This window comes from Lysinibacillus sp. RC79 (genome assembly GCF_041262405.1).
GTDB lineage: Bacteria > Bacillota > Bacilli > Bacillales_A > Planococcaceae > Lysinibacillus.
On record NZ_JBGCCD010000028.1, the window covers coordinates 15,865 to 32,694 of the forward strand.

A 16,830-nucleotide genomic window follows, 5' to 3' on the forward strand; every position below is an offset into this window, starting at 1 on the left:
AATATTGTGCAGCGTTTATCTATTCCTTTTTCCTACTATTCTTTACAATGAATGTATCACTTACAAAGGGGCGTAGTGTATGGCTGAATTACGTTTAGAGCATATTTATAAAATTTACGATAAAAATGTACAGGCTGTGACTGATTTTAATTTGCATATCCACGATAAGGAGTTTATCGTTTTTGTAGGTCCATCTGGCTGTGGGAAAACAACGACATTGCGTATGATTGCAGGCTTAGAGGATATTTCAAAGGGTGAATTTTATATCGACGATGTACGAATGAATGATGTGGAGTCAAAGGATCGTAGCATCGCTATGGTATTCCAGAGTTACGCACTATATCCTCATATGTCCGTCTATGATAATATGGCATTCAGCTTAAAACTTCGTAAGGTTGATAAAAAGGAAATTGATCTAAGAGTGAGAGAAGCCGCAAAAATATTAGGCTTAGAGGATTACTTAAAAAGGAAGCCAAAAGCGTTATCAGGTGGGCAACGTCAGCGAGTAGCTCTCGGTCGAGCTATAGTGCGTGATGCCAAAGTTTTTTTAATGGATGAACCACTCTCTAATTTAGATGCCAAGTTACGTGTACAAATGCGTGCTGAAATTCAGAAGCTACACCAACGTATTCAAACGACGACTATTTACGTTACACATGACCAAACTGAAGCAATGACTATGGCTACTCGCCTCGTTGTGATGAAGGATGGTCTTATTCAACAAATTGGCGCTCCAAAGGAAGTATATGATAAGCCGCAAAATATGTTTGTAGCTGACTTTATCGGCTCCCCTTCCATGAATCTTTTTCAAGGACATTTAACAGAAACAACTGTAATTTTAGGTGAGCATAGCTTTCCGATTCCACCAAAATATTTAACAACGTTGAAGGAAAAAAATTGTTTAGGCAAAGATATTGTACTTGGGATTCGCCCTGAAGATTTGCAAATGACAGCGGCCGATTCTCCTTATGTATTCAACGCAACAATTGACGTTGCTGAACTGCTCGGTGCAGAAACTTTCCTTTATTCCTCATTAGCAAATCAAACATTCATCGCACGGGTTAATGCTGATACTAATTTACATCCAGCTGACGTCGTGACACTAGTGATGAAAGAAGAAAAGATACATTTCTTCGATCCACATACAGAAGAACGTATATAAAGTTGCTGTAGTTCAGTGGCTAAAAAATAACTCAAGCGATGCCATGACCCGTGATATCGCCTGAGTTATTCCGCTACTTTGAAGGACCTTTTTTCACTATTTCTTTCTTCTATTGACCTTCTTATGTAGCCCTTGAATTGCTGTACGTGTTGCATCTAGATAATCAATTGTTTGCTCATAGTCGCTTGTTGCTACACACATAAATAGAATATCAACCACATGAAGTTGTGCAAGACGCGAAGAAGTTGCTCCGCTTCTAGATGTTGCTTCTACATTTGGTGACGTGTATAAACAAATATCTGCCAAGCTTGATACGAGTGAACTACCATAGCGTGTTAAACTTATTGTCGTTGCAGGCGTGTCACGAGCAATTTCAAGAATTTTAGCCACTTCATGCGTTTCACCAGAAAATGAAATACCGACTACCACATCCCCCTCTTCAGCATTGACAACCGCTGTTGCCCCTAAATGTAAATCCATGAACGCCTTACTATTCTTATTTATTCGCAAAAACTTCTGATCTGCATCCATTGCTGCTATACCAGATGCACCGACGCCAAAAAAGAAAATTCTTTTGGCCTTTGATAAGGCTGACACAGCTCGTTTCAGCTCTACTGCATCAATTAAATCTGCAGTTTGTCTTAAGATTTGACTACTTTGCATCGTCACCTTTTCTACAATAGATCGTAACGGTTCATTCGGTTCAATATCACGATCATCTGTTTTTTCTCGTTGCAAATCGCCAGCTATTCGTAACTTTAGCTCCTGGACACCACTAACATTTAAAGATTTACATAAACGAATAACGGCCGCACTACTTGTATGACTCGCCTCTCCCAATTCAACAGCTGTCATTTTAATTGCCTTTGATGGATGTTCTAAAATATAGGTGGCCACCTTCTTTTCAGATGGCGGTAGCTTCTCTTGCATTTCTGCAAGCATAATCAATCCTGCATTTATCTTCTCCATTTCAATCAACTCCGCGCTTTATTTTATATGTATAGAAGCGATAATGAAAAAGTGAATGGAATTATTTCCACCCACCCCTTTAGCTAATCCTTCTTCAACGTTACTGCCGTGCGCACATGACCCTCTGATTGGGTAAGTAATGTTTGCGCATTATCTAAAGTCGTATTAGTGAGCAACATGACAATAGCAAGCTTCACTTGATAATTGGTCTGTTCTAATATGTTTTCTGCCTGTTCATAGGATACATTTGTTGCCTCACAGACTATCTTTTTAGCACGTTCACGTAATTTATAATTACTTGCATGGACATCTACCATGAGATTTTTATAGACCTTCCCAAGCTTTATCATTGTTGTTGTCGTTATCATATTCAATATTTGTTTATGAGCAGTCGCAGCTTTCAATCTTGTAGAACCCGTTAAGATTTCTGGCCCAGTAATCACTTCTATGGCAATATCTGCATGAGCACTAATGATGGATTGTGGATTACTAGCTAAACTTATTGTTTGTGCACCTATTTGTTGCGCATATAGTAACGCACCCTTTACAAATGGCGTTCTACCACTTGCTGCAATGCCTATGACAACGTCCGCTGCACTTAGCTTCTGATTCTCTAGCGCAACTTTTCCCAAAGTAAGATCGTCCTCAGCACCTTCTATGGCGACCATTACTGCGTCTGAGCCACCTGCCAATATAGCTTGCACGAGCTTTGGTGATGTACTGAACGTTGGAGGACATTCCACTGCGTCTAATAAACCTATACGTCCACTTGTCCCAGCGCCTACATAAAATAATCTCCCACCATTCTTCAGCGCATGAATGACGACCTCAATTGCTTGTTCAATTTCAGGCAATACCTTTGCAATAGCAAGCGGTATTTTTACATCATCCTCATTCATTAGCTGCACAATTTCAGCAATTGACATTAAATCTAAATTCGCTGATTGTGGATGGTAGCCTTCTGTTGTAAGTTTTGTCATTCGCTCCATCGAAGTCTAATCCCTCCTACTACATCTTATTTTTGCTCATCCAAGATTCTTTTACGATTTGCTGCAATGACTCCGTGATGTGAACTCCCTCACTGATAAGCCCTTTTATAAATGCCCCAATAACAGGTGGTACTTCGGGTTGAATAAGTCGATTATCAATTGTCGCTTGCTGTAATTTTCTTTGAAAACAATTAGCAAAATAGCTACTTTCAAATAAACCACCACAAGTGACGATCGGAAAGCTTTTGACTTGCGGCTCTTTTTGAAACATGGTTAACAATAATTGAGCTAAGTAGGTAGTGGCACGTTCTATAATATCCTTCGCTGTTTCATGACCCTGTTCAGCTAGTTGTAATACAGTCTGCACAATAGACGCAATTAACGCGCGGGCTTGTGCATGCTCATAGATTACCGTAATCATTTCGGTCGGATCTTTTAGCCCCAGTTTCTTTAAGATTGCCTCAGTAAGCGCATCACCATCTCGGCCAAATGCATCATAATGCTGTGCAATGGCACGTAATGCCTCTTGCCCTATATAGTAGCCACTACCTTCATCCCCAAATAAATAACCCCATCCACCTACTCGGCTAACATGATTATTTTTTTGAACACAATAGACGATAGAACCGGTTCCAGCAATAATGACAAGCCCTTCATGTGCAAATGTACCACTTGTAAGTGCAGCTACCGCATCGTTTGTAACATGTACCTTGCAGGATTCAGATGAAAAAAACAAGTCCATCCAATGATGCCAGCGTACAAAATCTACCTGACGATCCCCTCCTGCCATACATAAAAAAATAGTCGAAACTTCTTTCCTCGTTATCCCTACTTTTTGTAGTAACTCCGTTAGTAGTTTCATGATTTGCTGTTGTACTTCTGTTGGCGGAGTTGACTTTATATTTGCTCCCGCTCCCTCAACAACCGCAAGCACTTCCCCACATTTTGTCCCTATAACGGCACGGGTTTTCGTCCCACCACCATCTACACCAATAATATATTGTTTATTTAATGGCACCAGCCGTCAGCCCTTCCATGAATTGCTTAGATGCAATAAAGAATAAAAGTATCATCGGCAATGAGGCAAGTGTTAAACCTGCGAAAAGCGAACCCCAGTCTGCCGAATGTTCCCCAAAAAGTGACATCATCCCAACTGGAATTGTGCGCTTCATTTTATCTGTAATGAAAATAAGCGGGAAGAAAAAATCATTCCAAGCAGCAATAAAGTTAATGATGATTACTGTTCCCAATGCCGGCCTCATTAACGGTAACACGACATGCCAAAGAACCCTTAAATTTCCGGCCCCATCAATACGAGCGGCTTCCTCTAGCTCATATGGCATCGTTTTAAAGAAGCCTGTTAATATTAGCATCGTCAGCGGAATGCCTGTCGCTGTATTCATCAAAATTAAAGACCACAATGAATTAATAAGCCCTAAATCACGCATTAAAATAAAAAGAGGTACAATCCCAAGTTTAATGGGAATCATCATCCCTAATAGGAAAATAAAAAATAGCGCTTGATTCCACGAGAATTTAAAACGTGCAATATAAAATGAAGCTAATGAACAAACAACAACAATTAGGACAACAGATGCAATACTCACGAAGACACTGTTCATGAAATAGGTTGTAAACGGAATTTTAGACAATAACGTACGGTAAGTATCTAAGCTAAAGCTGGTCGGTAAGCCCAATGGATTTTTGTAAATCTCCAAACTCGTCTTAAATGACGATAAAATCATTAATAAAATTGGATATAAACTGATTGTCGCCACCGCAAATACAACAATATAATAAAACGGCCTTGCCCAAATTGTGCCTTGCTTCATATACTCACCTCTTTACATTTGTACATCTCTTTTACTCGTAAAGCGTAAAAATACTGTTGTGCAAATTAATATAAAGAAGAATAAAACCGTTGCTAACGCTGACCCTAAACCAATAGCTGTCGCTCCAGAAGCTGTTGAGCTACCAAATGCTAAGCGATAGAAGAACACAGCTAATGTGTCTGTTGAATAATAAGGCTCTCCCATTGAGCCCTGCATTGCATAAACAAGTTCGAAGGCTTCAAATGATTGAATAAATGTTAAGACACCCATGATCATAATCGAAGGAATCATTAATGGCAGGTAGATTGTACGTAATAATGTAAAGCCCTTTGCACCGTCTAACTTCGCTGCTTCGATTAGTTCACTCGGTATCCCTTGAAAGCCAGCTAAGAAAATCAAGACGCCAAAGCCAAGACCAAACCAACAATTTACTAAAATAATAGAGATTAAAGCTGTATGGGGATCACCTAACCATGCCTTTTGTAAGCTTTCCAAACCTATTTTCCCTAATATTACATTTAAAGTACCGATGTTCGGATTCAAAATCAGTTTCCATAAAAACCCTACAACAATTACTGATAATAATCGTGGTAAGAAGAAGGCTGCTTTAAAAAATTCTGCCCCTCTAATTTTTTGATAAATAATAAACGCTAAGAAGAAGGCTAATCCATTCATTACAACCATTTGTAAAATAAAATACAGTACATTATGTTTGAAGGCATTCCAAAACATTGACCCATATGGTTCCGTCGTAAACAATGTCACGAAATTTTGAAATCCAATAAAATTGCCTCTCGTCAGCCCTTTCCAGTCAAAAAAACTATAAGATAATGCCGCTAAGATCGGATACAGGACAAACATTCCGTAAATAATCAGTGCAGGGATTGGAAAAAGATGAATAGTCCACTTTGCCCAAGTTTTTTTCTTTTTAGTTGGTGAAGCTGTAGTTATTTTCATTATTGGACAGCCCCTTTAGAGGTATTTAGACAGTAAGACCCCAACTCCTTCCTCCGAAGCGTTAGTGGGGTCATGATTTCAATACATTGTCATTGTCTAATTAACTTCCCTACTTGTCTGAAGATGTAAATTAAGCACTTCTTCAAGGAAACCCAAAATTATTTTTGAAATGGTTTAAACCATGATTTAGCGTTTTCTTGTACTTTTGCTGCTACCTCTTTCGGTGTTACTTGACCTAAATACATACCTTGTAACTCACTTTCAAGCAAGCTCTTTGTTGTCGGATCTCCACCTGTAAAATTCGTAACCCACATATATGGTGTTGCTTCATTTTCTGTGGATTTGCTAATGTCATTTAACAAAGCATTGTCAGAGGTAATGCCAGGAATTGCACTGATCATTGAAAATTCCTTTACAAATAACTCCCCAAATTCCTTAGTTGTTAAAAACTCTAAAAATGTTTTAGCAGCATCCTTATGTTTTGAATTTGCGTTGATTGCAAATGAACCGTCCACCCAAGTCGTTACTGTTTTATTCCCAGTCTTTGATGGTATTGGGAAGTAACCTAAATCTAAATCTGGATTCATTTCTAGCACTACTGGAATTTCCCAGCTCCCTAGTGGGAACATAGCCGCATCACCTAGCGCGAATAATGTGCGAATATCATCCATCCCTAAGCCTTCTGAATTCGCCGGGAAGTATTTCTTCAAGTCATTCATCACTTTTATAGACTCTATAAATGCAGGATCTGTGAAATCTTTTTCTCCTGCAAGCACTGCTTGATAGTAATCATTCCCTCCATAAATAGCAGGACCTACAATACCATGCAGCAATGATAATAACCAACTTTCTTTAGTTCCCATTGCAATTGGCGTAATTCCTTTTTCTAGCAATTTATCATTTAATGCTATGAATTCATCCCAAGTAGTAGGTACTTCTAAGTTATTATCTTTAAATATCTTTTTATTGTAGAAGAATTGAGTTGAGCTCAAGTTAATAGGTACACCATACTGATTACCTTCTTCATCGCGTGAAGCTTTTAATGCTTCCTCAGGGTATACACTCAAACCATTTAAGCCATTAATTTTTTCTACATAACCAGCCTCAGCAAGTTTTAATCCTGCAGCATATGGACGTAAATGGAAGATATCTGGACCTTCGCCAGCTTGTAACGCTGTGTTTAACACAGTGTTATACTCTGTATTTTTAGTTGGGTTAAATGATATGTGTATTTCGGGATGTTTTTCATTAAATAAAGCGATGACTTTTTCATATTTCGCGACGTCTTCTGTCCGCCAACTACCTATAGTTAGCGAAACCTCTTCCGCTTTTCCTTCATCATTTTTATCAGGTGTTGACGAGCTTGTAGATTTCTTATCTGAACTACAGCCTACTAGTGCTACAACGAGTAATAAAAGCAACAGGAACAACCATTTATTCATTTGTTTCATAACCACACATCCACCCTTCATGTAATTAGATTTTCATAAATCATCGTATGAAGCTTTTCTCTAATTTCCCTTATGCGCGTATTTCTCCCATAATGAACTGCGTTTGTAAGTAAAATAACAAACGCCTTTTTAATAGGGTCCATCCAAATACTAGTGCCCGTAAATCCTGTATGGCCAAAAGAGCCCTTCGTCCACCCCCTACCGAAACAAAATAATGAATGATCTCCATTCCAAACTTCAAAGCCGAGTCCCCTGTTTCCGATTGTCTTCGTGTATGCCAGCTCCATCCACTCAAATGGTATGGTAGATTGCTGCGTTATGCCCAACCAACATTTCGCATATTTCGCTAAATCATCTGCGCATGAAAATAACCCTGCACTACCTGACACCCCTTCTAACAGCAGTGCTTTCTCATCGTGCACAATTCCCTGCACAAATTTACCCGATACCATCTCTGTAGCTGCTGCTTGCCCCCTTTTCTGCTCAGGTAGCCGAAAACTTGTATGATGCATACCCCACGGCTTGAAAATCTCTTGCTCTACAAAACTTTGAAAAGACTGGCCCGCAACATTTTCGATAATCTTCCCTAATAAAATCATACCTAAATCACTGTATATTACTTGCTCATTCGGCTGCCCAATGACATTACACGCTAAAACTTCCTGCATAATATCACGCTGATGATGTCTCCTAACAGACGGCTCTAAGTCTGCTGGTAGTCCGGAGCTATGTTGTAATAAATGTTGTATTGTAATGTGCGGGAATCTAAAATCTGGTAAATGTTTTTGTACTGAATCCATCAAGTTTAACTTGTCTCTACTAATCAACAATAGAATAGCCGGTAATGTCGCTACGACTTTTGTTAATGATGCCAAATCAAACAAAGTACTTTTTGAAATAATGTGCTTACTCCAATCCTCAGCTGTATATGCTCCGTAGCTTTTTGACAATAAACATCTATGCTGCTGTTGGACAACAAGCACTGCACCTGGAATTTCCTTATCCCTCACTAAGCGATTCATATATGCATCTACCAAATAAACACCTCACAATAAAATAACGAAATATTCTGTAATTTTATGATATGAAATAAAATGATATAAAACAACAATTAATTTTAAAATTTTTTTTCATTTTTTAGTGTATTACTATGTAAAGCATCAAAAAAACTCCCCTTCGATAAACAGAGTCATCCGTCTACCTATAGGGGAGCATATTAGTTCATTATTATTTAGTTGGTTTTTTTAAATCCATAGAAGCCGCTGCGCTTTCAATTTTAACGCGTTTTAAGAAGAACGCTAGCACAAGTGCAATAACTGTAATACATGCTGCTATGAAGAATGAGTGTGTAATACCATCTAATAAAGCATTTTGCATAATGTGATCCTGCATTTGCTGCATTTGCTCTGGCGTCGGAGCAACACCTGAATTCGCTGCATTCACTTTTGCTTCTGCAATTAATTCTTCGGCTTTTGCTTTTGTACGGTTATTCATGAACGTTACCATCACGGCACTACCAATTGCCCCCGCCACTTGCTGTACAGTATTATTAATAGCTGTACCATGTGGGTTCATCGTTTGTGGTAATTGGTTTAAACCGTTTGTCATAATCGGCATCATAACCATTGACAAACCAAACATACGAATTGTGTACAAGGACACAATAAATATATAGCTTGAATCTATTTCTAACTTTGTTAAACCGAATGACGCAATTGTTGTAATCGTTAAACCGATAATCGCTAGTATACGCGGTCCAAATTTATCAAAAAGCTTCCCAGTAATCGGCGACATAATCCCCATTACAACTGCTCCAGGGAGCATCATTAAGCCCGCTTTAAATGGATCAATTCCACGAATCGATTGTACATAAGCAGGAGTTAAAATCATCCCAGAGAACATAGCCATTGACACGATAACCGAGATAGCTGACCCTAACGCAAACATTGGGTATTTATAAATACGTAATTCTAGTAAAGGCTGATCCATACGTAGTTGTTTAAATATGAAGATGATTAAAGCAAGAAGACCAGCTGAAATTGTGCCATATACCCAAGGACTTGACCAGCCCTTATCCCCTGCAGTACTGAAACCATATAGAATACCACCGAATGCAACTGTTGATAATAGTACTGAAAGGAAATCTAAATGAACTTTACGTGTCTCCATCACGTTTTCTAATTTCCAAATACCAAACAATAAACTAATTACAGCAAACGGAATAATCATTTGGAATAGCATACGCCAATCATGATGCTCAACAATATATCCTGATAATGTTGGACCGATCGCTGGCGCTGTAATCATGACTAAACCAAAGATCCCCATTGCCGCCCCACGTTTTTCTTTTGGGAAGCTAATTAACATTACATTCATTAAAAGTGGTGACATACTTGAAGCACCCGCTGCTTGCACCATACGACCTGCCAGTAACATACCGAAGTTAGGTGCAAAGCCAGCCATAATTGTACCGATTGTAAAGACTGACATCGCTGCAATAAATAAATGTCTATTTTTAAAGCGTGTTACGAAGAATGCTGAAGCAGGTACTAAAATACCACTTACAAGCATATAACCTGTTGCTAACCATTGTACCTTTGAATACGTTATACCAAAATCTTTCATGATTGTTGGTAATGCAACATTTAACAATGTGTTATTTAGAAAAGCAACAAAAGCACCCACAAATAAAATACCAATCATACCATAGGGAGGCTTTTGCAATGTTTGCCCACTATTCATTTATATCCCTCAGTTCTTTCTTGTTTTTTTCGATAAAACCTATTTTATACTCGCAGTCTACTTTTTTCAACAATTAAGATTATAAATTTTAAAAACATTGATATATAGGCGTTTTCGATATAGAATAAGAGTATAATAATTTAAAAAAGGTGAGGTTATGAACAAAAGAAAAAGACAAATTATTACTGCTGCTCGTGCCCTATTTATTGAAAAGGGATTCGTGGATACATCGATTAACGACATCATTAGTGAAGCCAAAATCTCAAAGGGCACATTTTATAATCATTTATCTTCTAAAAATGAATGTTTAATCGCCATATTAGATGAAGGACGCGAGGAGGCAAGTAATCGCCGACACGAGCTTCTTTTCGGCAAAGATCCTACTGATTTAGAAGTATTAACACAGCAAGTTGCAGTACTCATGTATGTCAATCGAGAACATAATTTAATTCAAATTTTTGAATCGGTTTTCCATTCTCGTGATAATGAACTGAAAAAAATTATTTTAAACTATCATTTACAAGAACTGGAGTGGCTTGCTAACCGACTTGTACAAGTCTTTGGAGAAGAAATTAGCCCAATTAGCTATGAATGTGCTGTGCAGACACTTGGTATGATTAACCTCACATTGCGTGCAGTATTAATTGCTGACTATAAATATATAAATCGCGAAGCCATTGTACGTGTAGCATTACGCAATATTAGCGTAATTATACCCGTTATGCTTGAATCAAAAGAGATCCTCATTAGTACGGAAATGATCAACACGATACAAAACGTCGTGAACTATAGACCAGTTAATAAGGAAATAGTCATCGAGCAATTAACAGGCTTTAAAAAAGGATTATCTAAGAATGAAACAGTGGAAGGGTTAGAGTACGTAGAATTCTTATTAGAGGAACTGCAGCGTGAGAAACCAAAACTCTTTATCATTGAATCACTTCTTACGCCTTTCCGTAAAGCATTCGTTGGGACCGAACACGCAGAAGAGGCACGTGACATCGCTAATAGCTTATGGCGCTATGTAAAAATTGAACGACCATCAGAGCGCTGCATCAAGTAAAATTAACCACATAAACAAAAGGAGCTATATAGAAAGTCAAACACTCACGACTTTCCATATAGCCCCTTTTTTAGGCTTCTATCCTATTAATTTTTTGGGATCAGCGTCCACATTATGGTGATAAAGCCTATTACTTAATTTGACGATCTTTCGGCCCTATCCAAAAGCCAATCACAATGCTAATAGCTACTACAAGAAAAGGTGCATACAAAATAATAAATTGATTCATTATAGTTCCCCCTATGCATGATGATCATGTTTACCGCAAGCATAATCACGATCAAACACAAACCATTTCATTACCAAATATAGTGAAGGTATGAGTAGAACTAATCCTCCAACAAACGCTATCACTAATGCAATCGCCATTGTTTCATTTGTAAAGCTATCATAGACCGACAAATACGGATACAGTAAATACGGATAATGTGAAATACCATAGCCGAAAAATGCAAATCCAAACTGGGCAACCATTAAAAAGACAGCTATGCCATAGTTTTTCTTTTTAAATAAAAGAATTAATGTTATAAAAAATAGCACACCCGAAATGGCGAATAGCCACCACAGATTTAACATATTTTCATAATGCTCAGGCACATGTCCCTTTAACTCCACCATAATCCCTATTACACTTATTACGAGCGGCAAAGACCAACCGAGCGCATACTTTCTCATTAAATTAGAAGCATGTTCATCTCGCGCTCTTTTTCCATACCATGTTAAGAAAACAGCCGAAATATACAAAACTGCCACTATACTTAATAGCACAATAGACCAAGTTAACGGATTTGTAAAAAGTTTAGCAATTTGTAACTGTGGTTCTTTATTGACAATTTTTACGAATCCCCCCTCAGATATCGTTAACACAATAGAAAGGGATGCAGGTATAAATAAACCAGTAATTCCGTACATCATTGTATAACCAATATGTCCACCTTTTTCACTGTAGGATTCAAATGCATAATAACTCCCTCTAATTGCAATTAATATTAATGAGATACTGACTGGCACTAGCAAAATTGTGCCGTAATAATAAGCTGTTTGAGGAAAGAAACCTACCATTCCAACAAAGAAAAATACAAGGAAGACATTTGTAATTTCCCACACCGGAGATAAATAGCGCTTAATAACATTGGCTAGTATACGGTCTTTACCAATCAAGACACTATAAGCATTAAAGAAGCCCGCTCCAAAGTCTATGGACGCAACAATGACATAGCCGAATAGAAATAACCATAGTACTGAAATTCCTAATATCTCTAAGCTCATTGCCCTGCACATCCTTCCACTTGTTTATGTTCTTCAATTTCACGTTCAATCGGATTGTTACGGAACATACGAATAAGTACGATGATACTTCCTATCCCTAATACAATGTACAGCCCTGCAAATAGTATTAGCATAGTATCGACTTGGCCACTTGTTGTGGCTCCTTCTGCTGTTTTCATATAACCACGAAGTATCCAAGGCTGACGCCCTACTTCCGCAAACCACCAACCTGCCTCAACGGCAATAAGCGATAGTGGACCACCTGCCACTACTATTCTCTTAAAGCTTTTCGAAGAAATAAACTTCCATCCTCGCCACTTACCTAGCACATAAACAACTGCAACGACAATTAATAAAGTTCCGATAACTACCATGATGTCAAATAAATAATGGATATAAAGTGGCGGCTGTTCATCCTTAGGAAATTGATCTAAACCTTTTACTTCTGCAAAAGGATTATTATGCGCCAATACGCTTAATGCGTACGGTACTTTAATGGCATATTTTACTTCTTCTCCATCTAGTACACCGAATAGCACAAGCGAAGCATCCTCTTTTGTTTCAAAATGCCATTCAGCAGCAGCTAATTTTTCAGGTTGATATTCAGCTAAATACTTTCCAGAAAAGTCACCTACGATAAGTGCTGCTAGTGAAAACACTAATCCAAGTTTCAATAATAGATGTAACGCTTTTTTATGATACACATGCTTCGATCCTCGCAGCATACGGTAAGCTGCAATAGAAGCTAATAAAAATGCTGCCGTCATATAAGATGTCACTAATACATGCGCTACCTTCGTTGGCATTGCAGGATTTAACATGGCCAATACAGGCTGAATATTCACAAGCTCCCCATCTACAAGATCAAAGCCCTGTGGTGCATTCATAAATGCATTCACAATTGTAATAAAAACGGCCGACATAGAAGCACCAATAGCTACTGGAACCAATAATAATAGATGTCGCTTTGGATTTTTGAAGCGATCCCATGTATATAAATAAAGCCCTAAGAAAATTGCTTCAACAAAGAACGCAAATGTTTCCATAAACAATGGTAATGCTATAACCTGGCCAGCCAATTCCATAAAATTCGGCCATAGTAGTGATAGCTGCAATCCAATAGCAGTACCAGTCACAACACCAATTGCTACAGTAATCACAAACCCTCTTGCCCATCTTCTTGCGAGTAGTAAATAATGTTCGTCATTATTTTTTAATCCAACCCATTGAGCAATCATTATCATTAAAGGTATGCCAACGCCAATTGTTGCGTAAACAATATGGAATGACAATGTTAACTCTGTTAAGGCCCGACTCCACATTACAGCTGAATCATTCATTTAATTTCATCTCCTAGGTACCAAAAATTCTTCCAATTAATGAAAGAAACATTATCCCAGCTACTAAAAAACTTATCATTATTAGCTTTTTCTCATGTGATTTATAGGCAACCACTTTTTGTTTTTTTATCATAATAGATCAACCCAAATTTTAATCGCTGTCGCTAAAATGAGTACGGCTAAAATACTTTGCAAAATTTTTGTATTCATTTTTTTACCTACTTTTGCGCCAAGAGGAGCCGCCAGTAAACTTGCCACTATCATGATACCTGCGGAATAGTACTCGACTTGTCCTGTCATTAACTTACCAATTGTTCCACCAATCGATGAGATAAACGTAATAGCTAAGCTAGTGGCAATCGTCATGCGCGTTGGAATACTGAGTACTACAAGCATTATCGGAACAAGCAAGAAACCACCTGCAGCACCAACAATCCCTGAACCAATCCCAACAATAAATGCTAAAATTGCGGCTAACGGCTTGTTGAAGGTTACTTTATCCAATGGCTTATCATCAATTTGTTTCTTAGGAATAAACATCATCACAGCTGCAATCAAGGCTAATATACCGTATACGACATTCACACCGTTTTCAGATAAAAACTGTGATCCGTAGCTCCCAACAAAGCTACCGGCTAAAATTGCTCCTCCCATATAAATAATGAGGGGCTTGTTAAGGTAACCACCTTTTCGATATGCCCAAACGCCTGCAATCGACGCAAAAAACACTTGTACTGCACTGATGCCTGAAACTTCATGTGCTGAAAATGCTGCTAAACCAAAAAGTGGCGGTATATATAGTAGCATTGGGTATTTAATGATTGAACCGCCGATGCCCAACATACCGGACACAAATGAGCCAACGAATCCAATCAGGAAAATCACAATTATAAATGTAATATCCATCGTTCTTGCATCTCCTTTTATTCATGTGCTTTCAGTATAGTCCCGCTACTATTTCAGAAATATAGGGGTTTTCCACTATTAGCTTTACTCACTGTGACAATATTGCAAATTATTTTGAATAGAAATAAAAAAAGACCACTCATCGTTAGAGTGATCTCAGCTTGTCGACAAAAGAATAAATATAAATTAATGTGTATCAATAAACACAGGTTGATTTTCACTCCGAGTTGGCGCTTTCCGTGAAAAATCAACAGTTCCTCACCATCAGTATGAGTTGAAAAGCTGAACCAAATTAGTATTATAGCTATGATTAACATACTAAAATGATCCCCCTGGAAAGCGCCCAGCCGGAACGTAAATCAACCTCTCGTTTTGCCGAAAAGTCATATATTTTAATTTACAGATAGCACCAGCTTCTTACAGCAACGAGTTGTTACATATAGTTATTTGCAAGTCCATACTGAATAAGCTCAGCTTTATTACTTAAATCGAGCTTTTGCATAATATTTGATTTATGATTCTCAACCGTTTTACTACTGATATATAGCTGCTCAGCAATTTGGACGTTCGTATAGCCTAGAACTGTTAACCTCATTATTTCCTGCTCACGCACAGTTAAAATGCATTTATCTTCCTGCCCTTTATGTGCAAACAATTTATTCATCTGTTCCTTCGGAATACCCACGTTATAATATATGCGACCACTATAAACAGCATGGATAGCCTCATAGAGCACTCCACCTTGACTATTTTTCAAAATATAACCATGCGCTTCAACAGCAATTGCTTTTTGAATATAAGCAACTTCATTGTGCATTGTTAACATAATAATTTTCACGTTAGACATTTGTTTAAGAATTTCTTGAGTAGCCGTAAACCCATCCAGCCCATTCGGAATAGATACATCCATCAAAATGACATCGGGGTCCAATGATATTGCTTGAGTTATTGCCTCTGCTCCATCGCCTGCTTCACCTACAACCTCTACATCTTTATAATTTTCCAATAAAAGAACAATTCCTTTACGAATTAACACATGATCATCTACTACTAAAACACGAATCATCTATAATCATCCTTCCAATTAGGTACTTGAATGCTAATTTGTGTACCTTTATTGTGGGCAGAAGTAATAGTAAAAGATCCGCCTAACAATGTTATTCGTTCCTCCATATGCTTTAAGCCAAGCCCTTCTTTTTTCACATGCTGCAGATCAAATCCTACACCATTATCTTCTATATAGAGCACTAAATCCGCAGCTTTTTTCTCGAGTCGAATGACGACCTTAGAAGCCTTTGCATATTTAATAATATTGTGTAAAGCCTCCTGTACGACGCGATAAACATTGATTTCTACAGATGGATGACAGCGTTCTTCAAAATCTGCTTCTAATATTATAGAAATACCGGGATGAACCTTCTGAACTGAATCTACAAGCGTGCCTAATGTAGGTGAAATCCCTAACTGGTCAATGCTATGGGGGCGAAGCTGATAGGAGTATAATTTAATATCATTCATTACTTGCTCTAGCTCATTGCGTACTTCTTCAATATACGTATTTAGCTTTTCATTGTCTTTGACATAAGATTCAATCGCTTGCAATGCAACAGATATTGTATACAATGATTGACCAACGCCATCATGTAATTCCTGCGCTAGCCTTTTATGTTCTTCCTCTTTTGCCTCAATGAGTTTTTTAATAATAAGTTTTGAAATCCGAGCCTCTTCTTCCTTCAACTGAATTGTCTGATCGCGCAATACAAGAAGAAACTCCTGCTCGTTTGTTTTACTGTCTGTATACATTAGGGCCGTACTCATTTCCACATCTATCTTACTGCCATGATACGTGGGCATTTTCGATAAAAAATAGGGAACTTCATTATGTTCTATTAAATAACATGTATGTTCTCCTGGAGACTTTTTACGGTTTTCACAAAATGAACAAAAGGGTACTCGATCTCCTAAATTCCATCCCGATAACCGCTTCGCTGAGGGATTCATCATTAAAATTTCACGGTTGTGATTCATAATGATGATTCCATCTTGAATATATTGAAATATTTGCTGTAAATATTTATTTTTTAGCTGTTCTTTCTCCAATCTAAACACACTCCTGGCTTAAAAATGAAGGCACTGAAAAAATAAGCTTC

The 16,830-nt window shown here is 37.9% G+C and carries 16 protein-coding genes; 2 read left to right on the forward strand and 14 right to left on the reverse strand.

From position 1 onward, the window contains the following. Positions 1–79 precede the first annotated feature (79 nt). Complete coding sequence (locus tag ABH968_RS20805; RefSeq protein ID WP_370047091.1) at positions 80–1,162, forward strand: ABC transporter ATP-binding protein; 1,083 nt, start codon at positions 80–82, stop codon at positions 1,160–1,162. A gap of 96 nt (positions 1,163–1,258) precedes the next feature. Here the strand turns inward: ABH968_RS20805 and ABH968_RS20810 are convergent, their stop codons facing one another. The 8 genes from ABH968_RS20810 to ABH968_RS20845 all read right to left on the reverse strand — a co-directional run bounded on the left by ABH968_RS20810 (position 1,259) and on the right by ABH968_RS20845 (position 10,102). Next, positions 1,259–2,131, reverse strand: a complete 873-nt coding sequence (locus ABH968_RS20810) for a MurR/RpiR family transcriptional regulator (RefSeq protein WP_370047093.1) — start codon at positions 2,129–2,131, stop codon at positions 1,259–1,261. 83 nt (positions 2,132–2,214) lie between these two features. Continuing rightward, positions 2,215–3,120 carry an N-acetylmuramic acid 6-phosphate etherase gene (murQ, locus tag ABH968_RS20815; RefSeq protein ID WP_370047095.1) on the reverse strand — a complete coding sequence of 302 codons (906 nt, stop codon included), beginning with the start codon at positions 3,118–3,120 and terminating at the stop codon, positions 2,215–2,217. Between the two features lie 19 nt (positions 3,121–3,139). Further along, on the reverse strand, positions 3,140–4,138 hold the full coding sequence (locus ABH968_RS20820) for an N-acetylglucosamine kinase (protein ID WP_370047096.1): 999 nt from the start codon (positions 4,136–4,138) through the stop codon (positions 3,140–3,142). Next, positions 4,125–4,952, reverse strand: coding sequence for a carbohydrate ABC transporter permease (locus ABH968_RS20825; protein WP_370047098.1), 828 nt, complete (start codon positions 4,950–4,952; stop codon positions 4,125–4,127). The genes ABH968_RS20820 and ABH968_RS20825 overlap by 14 nt, the downstream gene beginning before the upstream one ends. Positions 4,953–4,964: 12 nt before the next feature. Next, positions 4,965–5,909: a carbohydrate ABC transporter permease gene (locus ABH968_RS20830; protein ID WP_370047100.1), complete on the reverse strand. Its 945-nt coding sequence runs from the start codon at positions 5,907–5,909 to the stop codon at positions 4,965–4,967. Between the two features lie 158 nt (positions 5,910–6,067). Continuing rightward, positions 6,068–7,381 carry an ABC transporter substrate-binding protein gene (locus ABH968_RS20835; RefSeq protein WP_370047102.1) on the reverse strand — a complete coding sequence of 438 codons (1,314 nt, stop codon included), beginning with the start codon at positions 7,379–7,381 and terminating at the stop codon, positions 6,068–6,070. Continuing rightward, positions 7,378–8,397 (reverse strand): serine hydrolase domain-containing protein, encoded by a 1,020-nt coding sequence (locus tag ABH968_RS20840; protein WP_370047104.1) that lies wholly within the window; start codon positions 8,395–8,397, stop codon positions 7,378–7,380. The genes ABH968_RS20835 and ABH968_RS20840 overlap by 4 nt, the downstream gene beginning before the upstream one ends. Positions 8,398–8,587: 190 nt before the next feature. Further along, positions 8,588–10,102, reverse strand: a complete 1,515-nt coding sequence (locus ABH968_RS20845; RefSeq protein ID WP_370047106.1) for a DHA2 family efflux MFS transporter permease subunit — start codon at positions 10,100–10,102, stop codon at positions 8,588–8,590. 157 nt (positions 10,103–10,259) lie between these two features. On the opposite strand from ABH968_RS20845, the gene ABH968_RS20850 reads away from it, so the two are divergent. Continuing rightward, positions 10,260–11,165, forward strand: coding sequence for a TetR/AcrR family transcriptional regulator (locus ABH968_RS20850; RefSeq protein WP_370047108.1), 906 nt, complete (start codon positions 10,260–10,262; stop codon positions 11,163–11,165). A 130-nt stretch (positions 11,166–11,295) separates the two neighbouring features. Here ABH968_RS20850 and cydS read toward each other — a convergent pair whose 3' ends face one another. The 6 genes from cydS to ABH968_RS20875 all read right to left on the reverse strand — a co-directional run bounded on the left by cydS (position 11,296) and on the right by ABH968_RS20875 (position 16,780). Continuing rightward, a complete protein-coding gene (gene cydS / locus ABH968_RS27875; RefSeq protein ID WP_427561127.1) occupies positions 11,296–11,394 on the reverse strand; it encodes a cytochrome bd oxidase small subunit CydS family protein in 99 nt (32 codons plus the stop codon). A gap of 11 nt (positions 11,395–11,405) precedes the next feature. Next, positions 11,406–12,434 (reverse strand): cytochrome d ubiquinol oxidase subunit II, encoded by a 1,029-nt coding sequence (locus ABH968_RS20855; protein WP_370047109.1) that lies wholly within the window; start codon positions 12,432–12,434, stop codon positions 11,406–11,408. Further along, on the reverse strand, positions 12,431–13,774 hold the full coding sequence (locus tag ABH968_RS20860; protein WP_370047111.1) for a cytochrome ubiquinol oxidase subunit I: 1,344 nt from the start codon (positions 13,772–13,774) through the stop codon (positions 12,431–12,433). The genes ABH968_RS20855 and ABH968_RS20860 overlap by 4 nt, the downstream gene beginning before the upstream one ends. Positions 13,775–13,903: 129 nt before the next feature. Beyond that, positions 13,904–14,680 carry a sulfite exporter TauE/SafE family protein gene (locus tag ABH968_RS20865; protein ID WP_370047113.1) on the reverse strand — a complete coding sequence of 259 codons (777 nt, stop codon included), beginning with the start codon at positions 14,678–14,680 and terminating at the stop codon, positions 13,904–13,906. Between the two features lie 433 nt (positions 14,681–15,113). Next, positions 15,114–15,746, reverse strand: a complete 633-nt coding sequence (locus ABH968_RS20870) for a response regulator (protein WP_370047115.1) — start codon at positions 15,744–15,746, stop codon at positions 15,114–15,116. Then, a complete protein-coding gene (locus ABH968_RS20875; protein ID WP_370047117.1) occupies positions 15,743–16,780 on the reverse strand; it encodes a PAS domain-containing sensor histidine kinase in 1,038 nt (345 codons plus the stop codon). Before ABH968_RS20875 ends, ABH968_RS20870 begins: the two co-directional genes overlap by 4 nt. Positions 16,781–16,830 lie beyond the last annotated feature (50 nt).